The sequence below is a fragment of the Kitasatospora sp. NPDC002965 genome (assembly GCF_040611255.1).
Lineage (GTDB): Bacteria > Actinomycetota > Actinomycetes > Streptomycetales > Streptomycetaceae > Kitasatospora.
This window is the reverse complement of the sequence record NZ_JBEXNT010000061.1, coordinates 16,102-33,476: the sequence shown is the minus strand read 5'-3', so window position 1 is coordinate 33,476 and position 17,375 is coordinate 16,102. Positions and strand designations below refer to the sequence as shown.

The following is a 17,375-nucleotide window of genomic DNA, read 5'->3' as shown; positions in this document are numbered from 1 at the left end:
CTCCTCTCTTTACCATGATCCTCCACCCCACACAAACCCCCCGGTCGGCGTGCGCGCCCCCCCCCCCCCCCCCCCCCCCCCCCACCACCCCCTCATCCGCTCTCCCAAGGAGGAACCGTGCTCTTCGGAGGGTTCAGCACCACATCCGCCTCCCACCCGCTTCCTGTCGGTGCCGAACTGCTCGCGGCTGGATCGTCGGCCTGGCGGATCGGTGACCACCCAGCACACGTACTTGCCGCCACCGGCCACCACAGGGTGCTCGTGCTCGGCCATTGCGGGGCCCGCGAGTTCGAGCTGTCCCGGTTGAACTGCACCCCTCCACCCGCCAACGTGGCGTGGCGTTGGCCCGGCGCCTACGTCGTAGTGGAGGAAGGCACGACCAACGTCGTCGTGCACACGGACCCTGCAGCCGCCCGCCCGGTCTACGCGGCTCGATGGAACGAGGGCTGGGCCTGGTCCACGTCCGCGCGGTTCCTGGCTTCCCTGAACGAGGCCTCGATCGACGTCGAACGGCTGGCGTGCGCGGTGTTCCTGCCGTCGGTGCCTGCCTTGGTGGGCAACCGGTCCTTCTTCGACGGGGTCCGGCAGTTGCCGCCCGGCTCTCGGATCGAGCTGCCTGCCGACGGCTCCGGCCTCCGCTTCACCACCCGCTGGCGGCCGGACCCGGTGCCCGACATGCTGCCCGACATTCGGCTCAAGGACGCCTTGGAACGCGCGGTCACGCTGCGGGTCGTCTCGGACCCGGCGCTGTCGTGCGATCTGTCCGGTGGCCTGGACTCCACCAGCATCACGGTCCTCGCCGCCACCGCCCAGCCTTCCGACCGACGTTTGAATGCGGTCACCGTCCACCCGGACGGCGACCTCGGCGGTGCCGACCTCCACCATGCCCGCCTGACGGCGGCGCGCCACACACACCGCGTCGCGCACTGCCTGCTGCCGCTGACGGACCGGCATCTGCCCTACACCGCCATCACCGAGGTTCCGGCAACCGACGAACCGGCACCCTCGACCCTCACGCACACCCGTCTGACCGGCCAGCTGGATTGGATGCACGCGAAGTTGGGCACCCGCACCCACCTGACCGGCGACGGCGGCGACAGCGTCCTGTTCCAACCCCCAATCCGCCTGGCCGACCTGATCCGCCGAGGCCGAGGCCGTCGAGCAGTCACCGAGGCGTTCGGCTGGGCCCGGCTTCGGCACAGCCCCGTCGGCCCGCTGCTGTGGGACGCCGCCCTCACCGCTCGCACCAGCCGCCGAGAGGCACTGACCGCCCTCGCCGACATGGTCGGAGCGCCCGACCGCGACGACCACGGCCGAGCCACTTGGTTCTCACTGCTGCCGTTCCCTTCGTGGGCCACTCCGCGCGCCGCCGGACTCCTCACCCGGGCTGCCCGACGAATCGCCGCCCAGGCCGACCCGTTGGCCGGTCTGGACTTCTCGGTGCGGGTTCTGGTGGACGAGATCCGCGAGGTCGCTCGTACGGCCGCCTCCGATGCCCAGCTCGCCGCCGTCTGCGACGTCGACCTGCACAACCCGTTCCTCGATCCGATCGTGGTGGACGCGGTGCTGACCGCACCACTCCTCCGACGCCCACCGCTGTACGCCTACAAGCCCACCCTGGCTCGCGCCATGGCCCACCTGCTGCCGTCCGAGACGGCGAAACGCACCACCAAGGGCAGCTTCGACGCCGATCACTACACCGGGATGCGTGTCAACCTCCCTGCCCTGTCCGCCCTGGCCGACGGCAACCTCGCCGCCCTCGGTCTCGTCCACCCCGCCCTGTTCCGCCGCCATCTGGCCCAGGCGTCCGCCGGCCTGCCCATGCCGCTCGCCACCCTCGAACAGGCCCTCACCGTCGAAGCGTGGCTGACGGCCCACCATCGCGACCCGGTTGTCGCCTGGACCCACGCCATCATCAGGAAGGATTCCCGTGGCTGATCCGCCTGCCTTCGCCGCCCCACCCCACCACGTTCGCCCCACCGACTTCGGACACGTCCTGGTCCTCGTCGACTACCGCACCGGCCGCGTCCAATGCCTGCTGCCCCATGCTGCCAGGTGCTTCCGGGAGGCCGCGCGCATCGGCAGCCCTGCCCCGTTGCCCGGCAGACTCGCCAGCCAACTCCTGGCCGCAGGACTCCTCGAACCCACCTCCGCCGCCCGGCTGTGGCCGGTGACCCGGGCCGCCGCCACGCGGGCAAGCTGGGGAAGCGTCGAGCACCCCGCTGGAGCCACCCGCCCAGGTCCCGTCCGGCTCCGAGCGCTACTGGGCGGCGCAGGCGCGCTGGCGACAGTGGCTGCAGTCAAAGCCGCCGGGGACCCCCGGACCGCGATGCTCCGCATCATCCGCGCCGTTCACCAGGCCGCGTCAACCTGTCTCCTAGCGGCTACCCCCGAACAGGCGAAGGCAGCCGTACTCGCAGTCCGTGCCGCCGGATGGCACTCCCCGGCCCGCACGGCCTGTTTGGAGGAGTCCGTCGCAACCGTGCTGCTGCTGGCCACCCGGCGGCTCGCCGTCACCTGGTGCCACGGTGTCGCCGCCGACCCTGTACGGCTGCACGCATGGGTGCAAACTGAGGACGGCGCACCGGTCGCCGAACCGTCCTCCACCGGTGCCTACACGCCGGTCCTCACCCTCGGAGCACGCCATCACCGCCAGCCATGACCCGATTGTCTGGGTCCGCGACGACACCTGCGGGCTCGGCCCCTACCGGGCCGACCTCGTCGAGACCTACTGGGGCTGGGAGCAGGACCCCGCCCTCCTCGTCGCCTATGGCCGTCAGCAGCCCGAATCGCTGGAGGCCCGCGTCGAAGGCATCGCCCATCAACTTCGCGGCGACAACGTCCGCTTCACGATCTACCACCTCGCCGACGACGTCCCCGTCCCGGCTGGTGTCGCCACCCTGTTGCCCGATCCGTCCGTCCGCACCGCCGAGTACGTGGTGATGCTCGCTCCCGAGGCCCGTGGGAGAGGGCTGGGCACCGCGGCGACCCGCCTCGTCCTCGACTACGCGTTCCTCATCACCAACCTGCGGATGGTCTGGCTGAAGGTCCTCGCCCCGAACAAGCCCGCGATCCGGGCTTACGAGAAGGCCGGCTTCCGTACGGCGGGAACACTGCGGGAGGCCGGGTACTGGCTCGGGCAGGTCTGCGACGAAGTGATCATGGACGCCCTCGCCGCCGAGTTCGTCGGCCCCTCCGCGATCACTCCGCTCCTGACCGGTCAGGAGACTTGAGCGCCGAGGAGGCTGGCCACGTCGATCGACGAGCCGTCTGCGCGGCGGGGTGCTCGGACCGCTCCGGTACGGGAGCGGGGTGGCAGCCGGGAAGAGGCATGGCCGCCGCCCATCCCCCAGTGACCGCTCGGTTCTTTTCTCCGCCCCTCAGGCGCAGGGGAACCCCCGGCGCCTGAGGGACGGCTCCGACGCCCCTCAGAAGTCGCCGAAGGCGGCTGCGAGATCCGCGTCGTGCATGCCGGGGAAGGCGTAGCCGTCCTGCTCGTCCCACGGGACGTCGAGGTCGTCCATGTGCACGCGCCACTCCGCTCCGGGCAGCGCGCGGCGCAACTCGGTGACGGCGCCCAGCACGTGGACCATCACCGGCAGCATCCGCCCCGGGTCGCCCGGCAGTTTCGTGGACCCGGCCAGGATCCCGTCCGGCCCGGTGCCGTCGTCGTCCAGGGAGAGGCCCTCCTCGTCCCGGTAGGGGAACGACGACGTGTGCGCGGCGACGATGCGCTCGACGGTGGCGGTTTCGGCATCCGTCCGCGGCATCGCCCGGTCGGCCGAGTAGTAGAGAGAGACGCTCATGGACCGACCGTACCGAGGGGGTACGACAACACCGCCGGGCAGCACGGCGGCTGCGGCCGGCAGGCGCCGCCCGGCGGGAAGGTCGGCCAATCCCTGAAGATCGTCTTCAACCGTCGGGTCCGGAGCAGGACTGAGGAGATGGTGACGGCGGCCTGGTAGGACTCGCGGGTCCTGTCAGAGCGGGTGGCCAGGCCGCGCCAGTGGTTCAACCGGCCGAAGCAGCGTCCGACGACGTCGCGGAGCCGGTGGATCCGTCGGTCGAAACCAGGCGGCCGGCCCCCTCGGCACACCCGTCAGGAGGGCAGGACCCAGTGCTGGCCGGCGCCGCCCGTGCAGTCCCGGAGCACCAGCTGGTTGCCGTTGGTCGGGTCGGCGCCCGGGACGGTCAGGCACCGGTTGGACTGCGGGTTGACGATCTGGCCGTCCGGCAGCGGGTACCACTGCTGGGCGGCGGTGCCGTTACAGAGGAGGAGCTGCACCTTGGTGCCGTTGGCCGTACCGCCGCCGACCGCATCCATGCACTTACCCAGCGCCTTGACGGTTCCGCCGACGGGCAGCCGCCAGATCTGGCCGGCCGCGCCGGTGCAGTCGCTGATCTGCACCTTCGTCCCGTCCTCGGGACTGCCGTTCCGGAGTTCCATGCACTTGCCCGCGAGTCCGGTGATCGGGCCCGGCGGGAGGACCGGACCGGCCTCCTCCGGCGGCAGGCGGTACCCGAGGAGGATCCGCACGTCGACGAAGTGCCCCGGACTGCAGTCCACGGAGGTGGCGGTGTTGCCGACGATCACCGAGCTGTTGGCGTAGAAGTCGTAGACTCGACCGCTGAGGGTCCACGCGCAGTGGGCCTGGAGCGTCCAGGTCTGGAGCGGGTCGATTCCGGTGCACTCCCCGAACTGCCTCGGTTCGCCGATGACGGCATAGGTGCGACAGCCGGCGGGCGCGGAGGCCGGGGAGGCCGCGGGGGCCTCCGGCGCGGCGGCGGCCGCGGGGGCCTCCGGCGCGGCGGCGGCCGCTGCGGGCGCTCCGGACACTCCGGGATCGGAGGCGAGGGCGGCCGAGGGCGCGGCGAGGGCGGCGGCCACCGCCAGGAGGAGGGCCGCGAGCAGGGTCGGGGCACGACGCATCGAAGGATCCCTTCCGGGCCGCGGGAACTTCCAACTCAACACCTTGTCGGTCGAGTTGACTGATCGACAGATTCCCCGGGCCGCTGGCCAGCCTTAGGGATCGACCGCCCGGCGTCAACGTGTCCTCTCGAAATTCTTCCCCGAGGCCAACACCGAACGGCCCTGCCCGTTCGCGCCCGGGTCGGTCGGTCGGCCTGGCGGCGCGAAACGCCGGCCGGGACGGGAACGGCCGGGGTGACCGGGACGCCGCCGGGAGTGGCGGACGTGCCGAGGTCGGCGAAGCCGGCGGCCGGGCCGGAGCCTTGTCCGCCCTCGTCGGCGACCGGAACGCACACTTCGAGCAGGGTCCGGACTGCGACGAGGTGGGCCTGCCCGCCGGGGGTCAGCTGTTCGGGGTGGTCCCGGAGGGCGAGAACGGCCGGCTGTTCGACGACGGACCCCAGGGCCGCTGGTGGTGGGCGAGCAGGCGGGTGAGCAGGCCGGTCAGGGTCTGCCTGTCCTCGGCCGAGAGCGGTTCCAGGAGGTCGTCCTGCACCGCGTCCAGTGCCCGGTCCAGGCGTCGCAGGTGCCGGCGGCCCGCCGGGGTGAGGTGCACCCTGTTGCGTCTCCGGTCGTCCGGGTCCGGCGTCCGCTCGACGCAGCCCTGTTCGGCCAGTTCGTTGATCGCGGCCACGACGTCACTGCGGTCCATGTTGGACCGGCGGCCGAGTTCGGCCTGGCTGGACACCCCGAACTCGTCCAGGGCGGCCAGGATCCGGTAGTGGTACCCGCGCGCGCCCACCCCGCCGAAGCCTTCGGACGCCAACCGGTGGGCGTGCACGGCCACCTGGGTGAGCAGCCAGCTCGGCTTCGCCGTCAGGTGTGCGGGGGTCTCTTCCACGCCGGCCACCCTACATTGTTGGCGCGGCCAATCGATCTCTGTACAGTTGGCGGCGCCAATGTTGGACGCGCCAACAAAAGGGGATGCCATGTCCACGAACGCGCCGATCGCCGACCGCATCGAGATCGCCGACCTGTTCAGCCGCTTCGCACGCCTGCTCGACGAGAAGCGGTGGGAGGAGGCGGACACCGTCTTCACCGCCGACGTGACGGGGCGCTCCCCGCGCTCGGGCGCGATACACGGCCTCGACGGGCTCGTCGGATTCATGCGGCAGGCCGAGGTCGAGGGGGAACACACCCAGCACGTGACCACGGACCTGCTGGTGGACGTCGACGGCGACCGGGCGGCCGCCACGGCGAACTCGCTCGTCTACTTCTACCGCAGCGGCCGGCCGCCCCATCTGTCGAGCGGCCTGCGGCTGGCCTGCACCGCCGCGCGGACGCCGGCGGGCTGGCGACTCCGCGAGGTGCGGACCGCCGTCGCCTGGACGCACGAGAGGTGATCCCCCTCCGACCCGAGGCCCCCTCCGACGCGGGTCGGCGGGGGCCGGGGTCGCGGCGCGGGGAGACGGCCGCGGCGGCGCGGGGCCGCCCCGCTACGGCGCCGGGGTGGCGGCCGGGAGGAGGGGGCCGGTGAGCAGGGTGCCGGTCTCGGAGAAGGGCCAGCCGTTGGGCACGCAGCCGTGCAGGCCCTTGATCTGCTGCATCATCACCGGCGCCGGCTGGCCGGGCCCGGGGCAGTCGACGTGGCCGAGGCCAAGGACGTGGCCGACCTCGTGGTTGACGGCGAGCGCGTGGTACAGCTCGGGCTGCCCGGCGTAGAACTCGGTGAGCTCCCGCCAGCGCGTCACGTTGATGACGACCTGGTGGCCCACGCCGCAGTTCACCCAGCCGCCGGTGTCCAGCCCGTACTGGCCGCATATCCGGTCCGTGGTCTCCGGCGTAGCCAGGTAGACGGTGAAGTCGACCGGGTCGGCGTCCAGCCGCTGGAAGGACCGGGTGCCGTCCGCGGCCCAGCCGCGCCGGACGTCGCCGAGGACGGCGTCGACCTCGGCGGCGAACTGTCCGGGGCTCTCCTTCAGTCCGTTCTCGGCCCGCACCTTGTAGCGGTAGAGCTGCCCGCCCGTGCCGAAGCGGTTCGAGCCGCCGGTGGCCGTGGTGAACGCCGACGACAACGGCTTCTCCCGCTCGGCGGCGGCCGGCTTCCAGGGATGCCACCAGAGCAGGCCGGCCGTCAGCGCCGCGGTCACCGCCAGGGCGAGCGCGCCCGTGCGGGCCTTCGGGAGGCGGGTGCGGCCGTCCGCACCGTCCGACGGCGAGTCCCCGTTGCGCCGGAGTCCGGCGAGGCCCCTCATCGGCCGCTCCCCGCGACGAGGTGACGGGGCGACCGCCGGGCGGTCGACCCGCGGACGGGCCGAACGGGCCCGGCAGGCGGTACTGGTGGGGCTGCCGGGGGGACGGTGCCGACCGGTCGGCGGCGGGCCGGGTCCTGGGTGAGCATGGTGGCGCGAGACTCCTCTTCCGTGGATCGCACGGATGTACGGTCCCGTAGAGGCTAACCGGCCGAGGTGGACCACCCCTCCGACCTGCCTGCCGGAACCGACGGCGGTGAACCCTCCGGGAACGCCCCCGCCGGCCCCCGCTGTCCAGGGCGCCGGCTCCGGAACGCCCGCACCCCGGCCCCCGACGGGCACCGCACCCCGGCCCGGACGGGCACCGTCCCCGGGCCCCGACGGGCAGCCCGCCACAGCCCCCTCGGGCAGCGCGCTCAGACTCCGGCGGCCTCCACCAGGCGGGCCTCCAGCGCGACGGCCAACGCCTCCACGGCCTCCGGAGCGAAGGCGTGCTCGTTGTAGCGGAGCCAGCAGACCAGGCTGCCGTCGGGCTGCTCGGTGGCCGCCAGCTCCGGCACGTGGCGGTCGCCCCCCGGCATCGGGTAGGGGACGGTCGCGCTGCGCGGGACCTCCCAGGCGTCACAGGCCAGGCCCGGCAGCTGCGCCGGGGCGCTCCAGCTCTCGTAGCGGAGCCAGGCCGCGAACGGCGCCTGCGGGCTGAACTCGGCGAACGGGTACAGCTGGTGGTCCAGCGCCGCCGTCGAGGTGTCCCGGACGCGGGCGAGCAGTTCGGCGAAGCCGGGCGCGCCCGAGGCGTCGATCCGGAGCAGCAGCGACTGGACGAAGCAGCCGATCGCCCGCTCCGCCTCCGGCCTGGTCCGGCCCGGCACCGGAGTCATCAGCACCAGGTCGGTCTGACCGCTGCGCTCGGCGAGCAGGCCCAGCCAGACCGCCGCGAGCGCCTGGAAGGGCGTCGCGCCCGCCTCCGTCGCCCGCGCACGCAGCGCCTCGGCGCGCGCCGCCGGGACGGCGAAGCGGTGCGCGGCGCTCAGCACCGTCTCGGTGTCCGCACGGCCGGGGAAGGGGTGCACCGCCTCCGGCGCCCCGGCCAGCGTCCGGGCGAAGTGGGCCCGGGAGGCCGCCCAGTGGGCGTTGGACCAGGCGACCAGCTCGGCGTACTCCGGCCCGGACCGGGGCGCGGGGGCCGGGCGGCCCCGCCGCAACGCCGAGTACAGGACGCCCAGTTCGCGCAGCAGCACACCGACCGACCAGCCGTCCGCGACGATGTGGTGCACGGCCAGCAGCACGGCGTGGTCGTCCTCGCCCCGGCTGACGACGGCGAGGCAGGCCATCGGCCCCTCGCCGATGTCGGTGAGCCGGTCGCGGACGGCGACCAGCCGGGCCGAGACCTCGTCGTCACTCTCGCCCGGGGCGTCGACGAGGACGACGTCCACCTCCGGCTGCTCGTCGACCACCGCGCGCCGCACCCCCGGCTGCGCGGCGTCCGGCACCGGCACGAAGCGCGTGCGCAGCGCCGGGTGACGGCGTACGGCCTCGCGCAGCGCCTCGGCCAGCAGGTCGGTGCGCAGCGCCTCGGTGACCCGGAACATCACGGCGACGGAACCCACGTTGCGGCCCTCGGCCTCGGCCGTCCAGCGCAGGAAGTTCTCCTGCTGCGAGGTGAGCGGCACGTCGTGCGGCTGGGCGCGCAGCTCCCGGAGGTAGGCGGAGACCTCGGCCACGGCGGCCGGGGCCCGGTCGTCCACGGCCGCCGGGGCGTCGTCGAGCCAGGCCGCCTGGGCGCGGAGCGAGGGCCGTTCGAAGACGAGGGCGGTGCTCGCGGCGACGCCGAACTCGGCGGTGATCGCGGCGGCCAGCTGGACGGCGCGGAAGGAGTCCCCGCCGAGGGCGAAGAACTCGTCCTCCACGGCGCGGACCTGACGGCCCAGTACCTTCCGCCACAGGGCGGCCAGGGCGGTCTCCCGGTCGGTGGCCGGCGGGGTGCCGGGGGCGGCCGGGTCGTCGGCGGCCGGTTCCTCGAAGCGGGCCCGCAGTTCGTGCTTGACCACCTTGCCGCTGGGGTTGCGCGGCAGCCGGTCGGTGACCAGGATCCGGACCGGCAGTTCGGCGCGGCCGAGCCGGGCACTCAGGAAGAGCCGGAGCTCGTCGAGGTCCAGGCCGCCGGCGGCGGGCACGACGGCGGCGACCGGCACGGCGCCCATCACGGCGTGCGGGACGCCCAGCGCCGCCGCGTCGGCGACCTGCGGGTGGGCGTGCAGCACGTCCTCGATCCGCAGCGTGGAGACCTTCAGCGCACCGGACTTGATGATGTCGCTCTCGCGGTCCACCAGGTACAGGTAGCCGTCGGCGTCCAGCCGGCCGAGGTCGCCCATCCGCACCCAGCCGTCCCGGAAGACCGCGTCGGACGCCGCGCGCCCGGCCACGTACCCGCGCGGCGGGCCGGGCTGGCGCAGCCAGACCTCGCCGACGGTGCCGGCCCCCACCGGGCGCCCGTCAGCGTCGAGCAGCCGCAGGTCGGCCGGGTTGGCGGGGCGTCCGACCGAGCCAGGTCGGCGGGCGTCCACGACGGCGGATATCTGGGCCGGCGAGGCCTCGGCGGAGGTGTAGGTGTTGACGACGGTGGCGCCGGGCAGCGCCTCGCGGAGTGCGACGGCGACCGGGGCCGGGAGCGCGGCGGCGGAGGAGCTGACCAGCAGGACACTGCTCAGGTCACGCCGTGCGGCGACGCCCGAGTTGAGCAGTTCGACCGCCATGGACGGCACCAGGAAGACGGTGCCCGCCCGGTACTCCTCGACGGTCCGGCCGAACTCCTCGGCGTCGAAACGCGGCAGGCAGATCGTCGCGGGCGCGGCGACGAGCGCGTTGACCAGGACGACCTGGGCCGCGTTGGTGCCGATCGGGAAGGCCTGGACGGCGTGCGCCGAGTGCGCGTACGGGCGCGGGCGCGGGTCGAGCCGCTGGCCGGCGGTGAGGCTGGCGTGGGCGGCGTGGACGCCCTTGGGCGCCCCGGTGGTTCCGGAGGTGCCGATCACCTGGGCGAGGTCCTCCGGGTCCGGCCGGTGCGGCGGCTCGCCGGGGCCGTCGGCCGCCTCCAGCGCCGCGAGCCGCAGGCAGGGGACGCCGACCGCTTCCGCCCGGGGGTCGTCCGCCGTGCCGGCCACCGCCCGGCGCACCTCGCTCGCCGCCGCCAGCCGCGCGGTGTCGTCCGGTCCGAGGTCCTCGCGGACCACCACGCCCGCCGCACCGGCGTAGTGCACGGCGAGGAACGCCACCGCGTACTCGTCCCACGCGCTGTTGGGGAACAGCAGCAGGACCCGCTCCCCCGGCCGGACGCCCGCGCGGGCGAGCCCGTGGGCGGCGCGGACCGCCCGCTCCCGCCACCCGCGGTAGTCGAGCGCCGGGCGGCCGGGAGCCAGCAGCGCGGTGCGGTCCGGGTGCCTGGCGGCCCGGTCGTCCAGCAGATCGGTGAGCGTGAGCGGGGTGCTGACGGTGGATCGGGTGTTGATGACGACTCCCGGAAAGGGCCAGGACAGGGGGGACGGCGGCCGATCGGCCGGACGCGCTGGTCCAGACCGTATCGGCACGACCGTCCCGCCCGCCAGGGTCGTCCGGGCGGCGGACGCCCGGCCGGTCCGGGTGGGGCCGGCGGCCTGACCGGCCGCCGGCTGCCGGTCGGTCAGGCCGTCCGCCTCGCACCGGTCACGTCGAGGGCCGCCGAGGTGATGGCGTCGGCGTCGATGCCGGCTTCGGCGAGGAGTTCGGCGGAGGTGCCCGAGCCGGGCAGGGTGCGGACCGCCAGGTGGGCGACGGCCGGGCCGTGCCGTTCGCCGGCGAGCGCGGTGAGCACCGCCTCGCCGAGGCCGCCCTCGGGGTGGTGGTCCTCGACGACGACCAGGGCCCCGGTCTGCTGGGCGGCGCGCCGTACGGCGGCGGCGTCCAGCGGTTTGACCGAGTAGAGGTCGATCACCCGGGTCGCGACGCCGAGTTCGGCGAGCCGGTCGGCGGCCTTCAGGCACTCGTGGACGGTGACACCGGCGCCGAGCAGGGTCACCCGGTCCCCTTCCCCGCCGCCCCGCAGGTTCTTGGATCCGCCGACGGGAAAGGTCTCGCCCTCGGGATAGAGGACGGGGTGGGCGCCCCTGGTGGCGCGCAGGTAGGAGATCCCGTCCAGGTCGGCCATGGTGGCGGTGAGAGCGGCGGTGCAGGTCGCGTCGGCGGGGTACAGCACGGTGGAGCCCCGGACGGCCCGCATCATCGCGAGGTCCTCCAGCCCCATCTGGGAGGGGCCGTCGGGGCCGATCTCCACCCCGCAGTGGGTCCCGCACAGCGCCAGGTCCACCCGGGAGACGGCCGCCATCCGGACGAAGTCGTGGGCCCGGGTGAGGAACGCGGCGAAGGTGGTGGCGTAGGGCCGGTAGCCGCGGACGGCCATCCCGACGGCGGTGGCCACCATCTGCTGTTCGGCGATGTAGGACTGGAAGAAGCGGTCCGGGTGGGCCTCGGCGAAGTCCTCGGTGGTGGTGGAGTTGCCGACCTCGGCGTCCAGGACCACCACCTCCGGGCGGGCGTCGCCGAGCGCGACCAGGGTCCGGCCGTACGCCGCCCGGGTGGCCACCTCGTCGCCGACCTCGAAGACCGGCAGCTCCACCGGGCGGCCGGTGCCGACCGGGGCGGGCGTCGCGCCCGGGGCCGGTGTCTGAGCCTGAGCCGGAACCGGGACCGGGGCGGGTGCCTGAGCCGGAATCGGGGCCGGTGCGGCGGGCGGCCTCGGGCCGCGGACCCTCAGGTGGCGGACCCCGCCCAGTTCCTCGACCGCCCGCGCGGCCATGTCCTCGGGGAAGGGCTTGCCGTGCCACCCCTCGGCGTCCTCCACCTCGGCGAAGCCCCGGCCCTTCACCGTGCCGGCGACCACCACGGTCGGCTGCAGGCCGTCGGCGGCGGTCCGCAGCGCCTCGTCCACGGCGGCCGGGTCGTGGCCGTCGACGACCAGGGCGCGGCACCCGAACGCCTCGATCCGCCGGGCGTAGGCGTCCACGTCCCGGCCCAGTGCGGTGGGGCCCGACTGGCCGAGGCGGTTGACGTCGACGATCACGGTGAGGTTGGCGAGCCGGTGGCGCCCTGCCGCGTCCAGGGCCTCCCAGACCGACCCCTCGGCCATCTCGCCGTCCCCGCACAGCACCCAGACGTGGTACGGCCGGTGTTCGAGGTCCCGGCCGGCCAGCGCGATCCCCACCCCGTAGCCGATCCCCTGGCCGAGCGAGCCGGTGGCCACGTCCACCCAGGGCAGCACCGGCGTCGGGTGGCCCTGCAAGCGGGCCCCGGCGCGCCGGTAGGTGGTCAGGAGTTCGTCCTCCGAGATCGCTCCGGCGGCCCGGAGCATCGCGTACAGCAGGGGTGAGGCGTGCCCCTTGGAGAGGACGAAGTGGTCGTTCCCCGGGTTCGCCGGGTCCTCCCAGTCGTAGCGCAGGTGGCGGGCGGCCAGCACGGCCACCAGGTCGGCGGCGGACAGGGCCGAGGTGGGGTGCCCGGAGCCGGCGGCGGTGCCGGCCCGGACCGCGTCCACCCGGAGCTGCTGGGCGAGTTCGCCGAGGTCGGCCAGGTCGGAGCCGGGGCCGAGCGGGGACGCCTGGGTCGTGTGCATGCGGGAGCTCCTTCGGTCGTTCGGGACGGGACGGCAGGGGACCGGCCCCGCCGGGACGGCCCTCGCGGCCGGCGGCGAAGTCCTCCGGGAACCGGGCGCCGGCCTCTCGCCTAACCGCTCCCGGCAGCACCAAACGGCTGCCGTCCGGCGGATCCGGGGGCGGACCCACCCCGCCTGCGGGGCGTCCGTCCCGCCCTCCGGCCTCCCGCCGGCCTCCCGCCGGTTCGGGACGCCGCCCGTCCGCGGCGTGGGAACGGCCTGCCGGGGTAGCCGGGAGGCCATGCTGACACTCGGAGTCGAGGAAGAGTACCTACTGATCGACCCGCGGGACGCGACACCCGTCCCCCGCGCCGCCGAGGTCCTGGCCGCCGCCGACCTGGCGCCCGCGCTGCGGCCGGACGAGGCCCAGCACGAGCTGCTCCAGGTGCAGGTGGAGACGGCCACACCGGTCTGCGAGGACCTCGCGGCGGTCTCCCGCCACCTGGTCCGCATCCGCGCCGGACTGAGCGCCGCGGCCGCGCGGAACGGCTGCCGCGTCGTGCCCGTCGGGGCTGCCCCGTTCGGCCATGACGGGCCCGTCCCGGTCACCGACGGTGACCGCTACCGGCGGGCCCGCCGCCAGGCGCCCTCCCTGGTGGACGACCTCATGCTCAACGGCATGCACGTCCACGTCGGCGTCCCCGACCCGGAGGAGCGGCTCGGCGCCCTCGTCCGGCTGCGCCCCTGGCTGCCGGTCGTGGTCGCGATGGCCGCCAACTCGCCGTACTGGCGCGACCGCGACACCCACTTCGCCAGCTGGCGCACGGTCCAGTTCGACCAGTGGGCGGTCAGCGGCCCGCCGCCGCTCTTCCGCGACGCGGCCGACCACCGACGCCGGGTGGACGCGCTGCTCACCGCCGGGGCGATCACCGACGAGGGCCAGGTGTACTGGCACGCCCGCCTCTCCGCCCGCTACCCCACCGTCGAGGTGCGGGCGGCCGACGTCCAGCTGACGGTGGCGGACGCCGAGCTCTTCGCCGGCCTGATCCGCGCCCTGGTGACCTCGGCGGTCCTGGACGAGCGGGCCGGGCGCCCGCGTCCGGAGACGCCCGACGAGCTGGTGCGCGCCGCCACCTGGCACGCCGCCCACGCCGGCCTGCACGGCGCCCTGATCTCCCCGCTGGACGGCGTCGCCCGCCCCACCGCCGCCGTGATCGAGGAGCTGTGGGCCCGGATCGCCCCCGGTCTCGACGCCGCCGGCGACACCGACCGGGTGTCCGACCTGTGGCAGGCGTTCCGGCAGAACGGGAACGGCGCCGACCGCCAGCGCCGCTGGTACCGCGAGGCGGGCCGGACCGGCCTGGCCGAACACCTCGTCGGCTCCACCCTCGTCCCCGCGCCCTGACCGCGGTGCGAGGCCCGGCCCGACGACCGCGCCGGGCCGGGCCTTACGCCGCGCGGGCGGTCCCCGGGTGTGTCCCGTCGCCGGCTCCGGGCCCCTCCGGCCCGACCGCCTAGCGTGGCCACCCGCAGGCCGCCGACGGGAGGGACCACGATGACCGGAGTCCGCGACCGCACCGCGCTCGTCCTGGTCCTACTGCTCACCTGGGCGCTCGCCGCCTGCGGCAGCGGCGCCGGGAACGGAACCGGGAACGGCCCGGTCACCCTCGACTGGTACAACTTCCCCGACGACTCGGGCGCGCTCCAGCAGGCCGCCGACTCCTGCGGCAGCGCCTCCGGCGGCCGCTACACGATCCGCTACAACAAGCTGCCGCGCACCGCCGACGGCCAGCGCCAGCAGCTGGTCCGCCGGCTCGCCGCGCACGACAGCGGCGTCGACATCATGGGGCTGGACGTCACCTGGACCGCCGAGTTCGCCGAGGCCGGCTGGGCCCGCGAGTGGACCGGCCCGCTGCGGGAGCGGGCGAGCGAGGACACCCTGGCCGCCGCCCTGCGCACCGCCACCTGGAAGGACCGGCTCTACGCCGTCCCGTACAACTCCAACACCCAACTGCTCTGGTACCGCGACGACCTGGTCCCCAGCGCACCGCGCACCTGGGCCGAACTGCTCGACCGGGCCCGGCAACTGGCCGCCGAGGGCAAGCCCCACTTCGTCGAGACCCAGGGCGCCCAGTACGAGGGTCTGACGGTCTGGTTCAACACCCTGGTCACCAGCGCCGGCGGGTCGATCCTCACCCCGGACGCGTCCGCGCCGTCGCTGGGCGAGCCGGCCGTCGCCGCCGCGCAGGTCATCCGCGACCTGGCCCGCTCCCCCGCCGCCGACCCCTCGCTCGCCAACCAGATGGAGGACCAGAACCGGCTGGCGACGGAGTCCGGGACCGCCGCCTTCGAGCTCAACTACCCCTTCGTCTACCCGTCGATGAAGGCCAACGAGCCCGAACTGTTCCCGCACTTCCGCTGGGCGCCCTACCCCGCCGTCGTCCCGGGACGGCCCGCCACCGTCACCATCGGCGGCATCGACCTGGCCGTCGGCGCCTACTCCCGCCACCCCGACCTGGCCCAGGAGGCCACCCTCTGCCTGCGCAACCGCGACAACCAGCTGACCAACGCGCTCAAGGGCGGTCTGCCGCCCTCCCTGCGCAGCCTGTACACCGCCGCCGAGCTCACCGACAGCTACCCGTTCGCCGCCGACGTCCTGGCGGCCCTGGACACCGCCTCGGTACGGCCGCAGACGCCCGCGTACCAGAACGTCTCGATCGCCGTCGCGCACGCCCTCTCGCCGCCCTCGGCGGTCGACCCGGAACGCACCGTCGCGGCGCTCTCCGGCCAGATCAGGGACGCGCTCGGCTCGAAGGGGCTGATCCCATGACCGCCACCACCGCCCGCCCGCCCCGCCCGGACGCACCGCCGGGCCGGAGGTCGGCCGGCTCCCGGCAGGAGCGCCGGCTCGGCTGGCTGCTGTGCGCCCCCGCCGTGCTGGTGATGACCCTCGTGACGGCCTATCCGGTCGGCTACGCCGTGTACCTCTCGCTCCAGCGCTACGACCTGCGCTTCCCGGACCGGGCCTCGTTCGTCGGGCTCGCCAACTACGGGGCCGTGCTCTCCTCCCCGTACTGGTGGCAGGCCCTGGGGGTGACGGTGCTGATCACCGCCGTCTCGGTCACCGTCGAGCTGGTGCTCGGCCTGGCCCTGGCGCTGGTGATGCACCGGGCGGTGGTCGGCCGGGGCCTGGTGCGCACGGCGGTGCTGGTGCCGTACGGCATCGTGACGGTGGTCGCCGCCTACTCCTGGCAGTACGCCTGGACGCCGGGCACCGGCTACCTGGCGGCGCTGCTCCCGGAGGGCAGCGCCCCGCTCACCGAGCACTGGCCGGCGATCGGGCTGATCATCCTGGCCGAGGTGTGGAAGACCACCCCGTTCATGGCGCTCCTGCTGCTGGCCGGGCTGGCGCTGGTGCCCACCGAGACCGTCCGGGCCGCGATGGTCGACGGCGCCGGCTTCGGGCAACGGCTGCGGCTGGTCGTCCTGCCGCTGATGAAGCCCGCCGTCCTGGTGGCCCTGCTGTTCCGCACCCTGGACGCGTTCCGGATCTTCGACAACATCTACGTGCTGACCGGCGGTGCCAACGACACCGGCTCGGTGTCGATCCTCGGCTACGACAACCTCTTCACCGCGCTCAACCTGGGGATCGGCTCGGCGATCTCGGTGCTGATCTTCCTCTGCGTGGCGGCGATCGCCCTGGTCTTCGTCAAGGTCTTCGGCGCCGCCGCGCCCGGCGGCGCGACGGAGCGCCGGTGACCGCCCGCCAGGCCCGTGCCCGGACCGGCTGGGGCGTGGTCAACCTGGTGGTCGTGCTGTACGCGCTGTTCCCGGTCTGGTGGATCGCCGCACTGTCGTTCAAGGACCCGGGCACCCTGTCCGACGGCGACTTCGTCCCGCGCAGCTGGACGCTGGAGAACTACCGCGGCATCTTCCGCACCTCGGAGTTCACCCGGGCCCTCGTCAACTCGATCGGCATCGCGGTGATCGCCACCACGCTCGCCCTCGTGCTCGCCACCATGGCGGCCTACGCGGTGGCCCGGCTGCGCTTCCCCGGGAAGCGGCTGCTGATCGGGATGTCCCTGCTGATCGCGATGTTCCCGCCGATCTCCCTGGTCTCGCCGCTCTTCGAGATCGAGCGCGTGCTCGGCCTCTTCGACACCTGGCTCGGGCTGATCATCCCCTACATGACCTTCTCGCTGCCGCTGGCGATCTACACCCTGTCGGCCTTCTTCCGGGAGATCCCGTGGGACCTGGAGAAGGCCGCCAAGGTGGACGGCGCGACACCCGCCCAGGCGTTCCGCCTGGTCATCGCCCCGCTGGCCGCGCCCGGGGTGTTCACCACCGGCATCCTGGTCTTCATCTTCTGCTGGAACGACTTCCTCTTCGCGATCTCGCTGACCTCCACCGACGCGGCCCGGACCGTCCCGGCCGCGATCGCCTTCTTCACCGGCAGTTCCCAGTTCCAGCAGCCGACCGGCTCGATCGCCGCCGCGGCCGTGGTGATCACGGTGCCGATCGTGCTCTTCGTCCTGTTCTTCCAGCGCCGCATCGTGGCCGGCCTCACCGCCGGCGCAGTGAAGGGGTGACC

The 17,375-nt window shown here is 74.2% G+C and carries 14 protein-coding genes; 8 read left to right on the top strand and 6 right to left on the bottom strand.

Annotation, left to right across the window (positions count from 1 at the left end):
• Positions 1 to 117: 117 nt before the first annotated feature.
• From ABZY91_RS23045 to ABZY91_RS23035, 3 genes are all read left to right on the top strand, one after another.
• Positions 118 to 1,938 (top strand): albusnodin/ikarugamycin family macrolactam cyclase, encoded by a 1,821-nt coding sequence (locus ABZY91_RS23045; protein ID WP_355404921.1) that lies wholly within the window; start codon positions 118 to 120, stop codon positions 1,936 to 1,938.
• Between the two features lie 391 nt (positions 1,939 to 2,329).
• Positions 2,330 to 2,662 (top strand): lasso peptide biosynthesis B2 protein, encoded by a 333-nt coding sequence (locus ABZY91_RS23040; protein ID WP_355404919.1) that lies wholly within the window; start codon positions 2,330 to 2,332, stop codon positions 2,660 to 2,662.
• Positions 2,663 to 2,666: 4 nt separating this feature from the next.
• Positions 2,667 to 3,233 (top strand): GNAT family protein, encoded by a 567-nt coding sequence (locus tag ABZY91_RS23035; protein ID WP_355404936.1) that lies wholly within the window; start codon positions 2,667 to 2,669, stop codon positions 3,231 to 3,233.
• Between the two features lie 195 nt (positions 3,234 to 3,428).
• Here the strand turns inward: ABZY91_RS23035 and ABZY91_RS23030 are convergent, their stop codons facing one another.
• The 3 genes from ABZY91_RS23030 to ABZY91_RS23020 form a co-directional block, all read right to left on the bottom strand.
• Positions 3,429 to 3,806 (bottom strand): hypothetical protein, encoded by a 378-nt coding sequence (locus ABZY91_RS23030; RefSeq protein ID WP_355404917.1) that lies wholly within the window; start codon positions 3,804 to 3,806, stop codon positions 3,429 to 3,431.
• 293 nt (positions 3,807 to 4,099) lie between these two features.
• Positions 4,100 to 4,930, bottom strand: coding sequence for a ricin-type beta-trefoil lectin domain protein (locus tag ABZY91_RS23025; protein ID WP_355404915.1), 831 nt, complete (start codon positions 4,928 to 4,930; stop codon positions 4,100 to 4,102).
• 382 nt (positions 4,931 to 5,312) lie between these two features.
• Entirely contained in the window at positions 5,313 to 5,810 is a 498-nt protein-coding gene (locus tag ABZY91_RS23020; RefSeq protein WP_355404913.1) for a MarR family winged helix-turn-helix transcriptional regulator, read from the bottom strand.
• An 88-nt stretch (positions 5,811 to 5,898) separates the two neighbouring features.
• Between ABZY91_RS23020 and ABZY91_RS23015 the strand changes: the two genes are divergently transcribed.
• Positions 5,899 to 6,312 carry a nuclear transport factor 2 family protein gene (locus tag ABZY91_RS23015; protein ID WP_355404911.1) on the top strand — a complete coding sequence of 138 codons (414 nt, stop codon included), beginning with the start codon at positions 5,899 to 5,901 and terminating at the stop codon, positions 6,310 to 6,312.
• A gap of 93 nt (positions 6,313 to 6,405) precedes the next feature.
• Here ABZY91_RS23015 and ABZY91_RS23010 read toward each other — a convergent pair whose 3' ends face one another.
• The 3 genes from ABZY91_RS23010 to ABZY91_RS23000 form a co-directional block, all read right to left on the bottom strand.
• On the bottom strand, positions 6,406 to 7,164 hold the full coding sequence (locus ABZY91_RS23010) for a DUF3152 domain-containing protein (protein WP_355404909.1): 759 nt from the start codon (positions 7,162 to 7,164) through the stop codon (positions 6,406 to 6,408).
• Positions 7,165 to 7,577: 413 nt separating this feature from the next.
• The gene (locus ABZY91_RS23005; RefSeq protein ID WP_355404907.1) at positions 7,578 to 10,748 is read right to left on the bottom strand and encodes an AMP-binding protein; all 3,171 of its coding nucleotides are present in this window, start codon (positions 10,746 to 10,748) and stop codon (positions 7,578 to 7,580) included.
• 92 nt (positions 10,749 to 10,840) lie between these two features.
• Positions 10,841 to 12,805: a transketolase gene (locus tag ABZY91_RS23000; protein ID WP_355404905.1), complete on the bottom strand. Its 1,965-nt coding sequence runs from the start codon at positions 12,803 to 12,805 to the stop codon at positions 10,841 to 10,843.
• 280 nt (positions 12,806 to 13,085) lie between these two features.
• Between ABZY91_RS23000 and ABZY91_RS22995 the strand changes: the two genes are divergently transcribed.
• From ABZY91_RS22995 to ABZY91_RS22980, 4 genes are all read left to right on the top strand, one after another.
• The gene (locus ABZY91_RS22995) at positions 13,086 to 14,189 is read left to right on the top strand and encodes a glutamate--cysteine ligase (protein WP_355404904.1); all 1,104 of its coding nucleotides are present in this window, start codon (positions 13,086 to 13,088) and stop codon (positions 14,187 to 14,189) included.
• Between the two features lie 150 nt (positions 14,190 to 14,339).
• Positions 14,340 to 15,614, top strand: a complete 1,275-nt coding sequence (locus tag ABZY91_RS22990) for an ABC transporter substrate-binding protein (protein WP_355404902.1) — start codon at positions 14,340 to 14,342, stop codon at positions 15,612 to 15,614.
• On the top strand, positions 15,611 to 16,543 hold the full coding sequence (locus tag ABZY91_RS22985) for a sugar ABC transporter permease (protein WP_355404900.1): 933 nt from the start codon (positions 15,611 to 15,613) through the stop codon (positions 16,541 to 16,543). Before ABZY91_RS22990 ends, ABZY91_RS22985 begins: the two co-directional genes overlap by 4 nt.
• On the top strand, positions 16,540 to 17,373 hold the full coding sequence (locus tag ABZY91_RS22980; RefSeq protein WP_329881174.1) for a carbohydrate ABC transporter permease: 834 nt from the start codon (positions 16,540 to 16,542) through the stop codon (positions 17,371 to 17,373). Before ABZY91_RS22985 ends, ABZY91_RS22980 begins: the two co-directional genes overlap by 4 nt.
• The last annotated feature ends 2 nt before the right edge of the window (positions 17,374 to 17,375 follow it).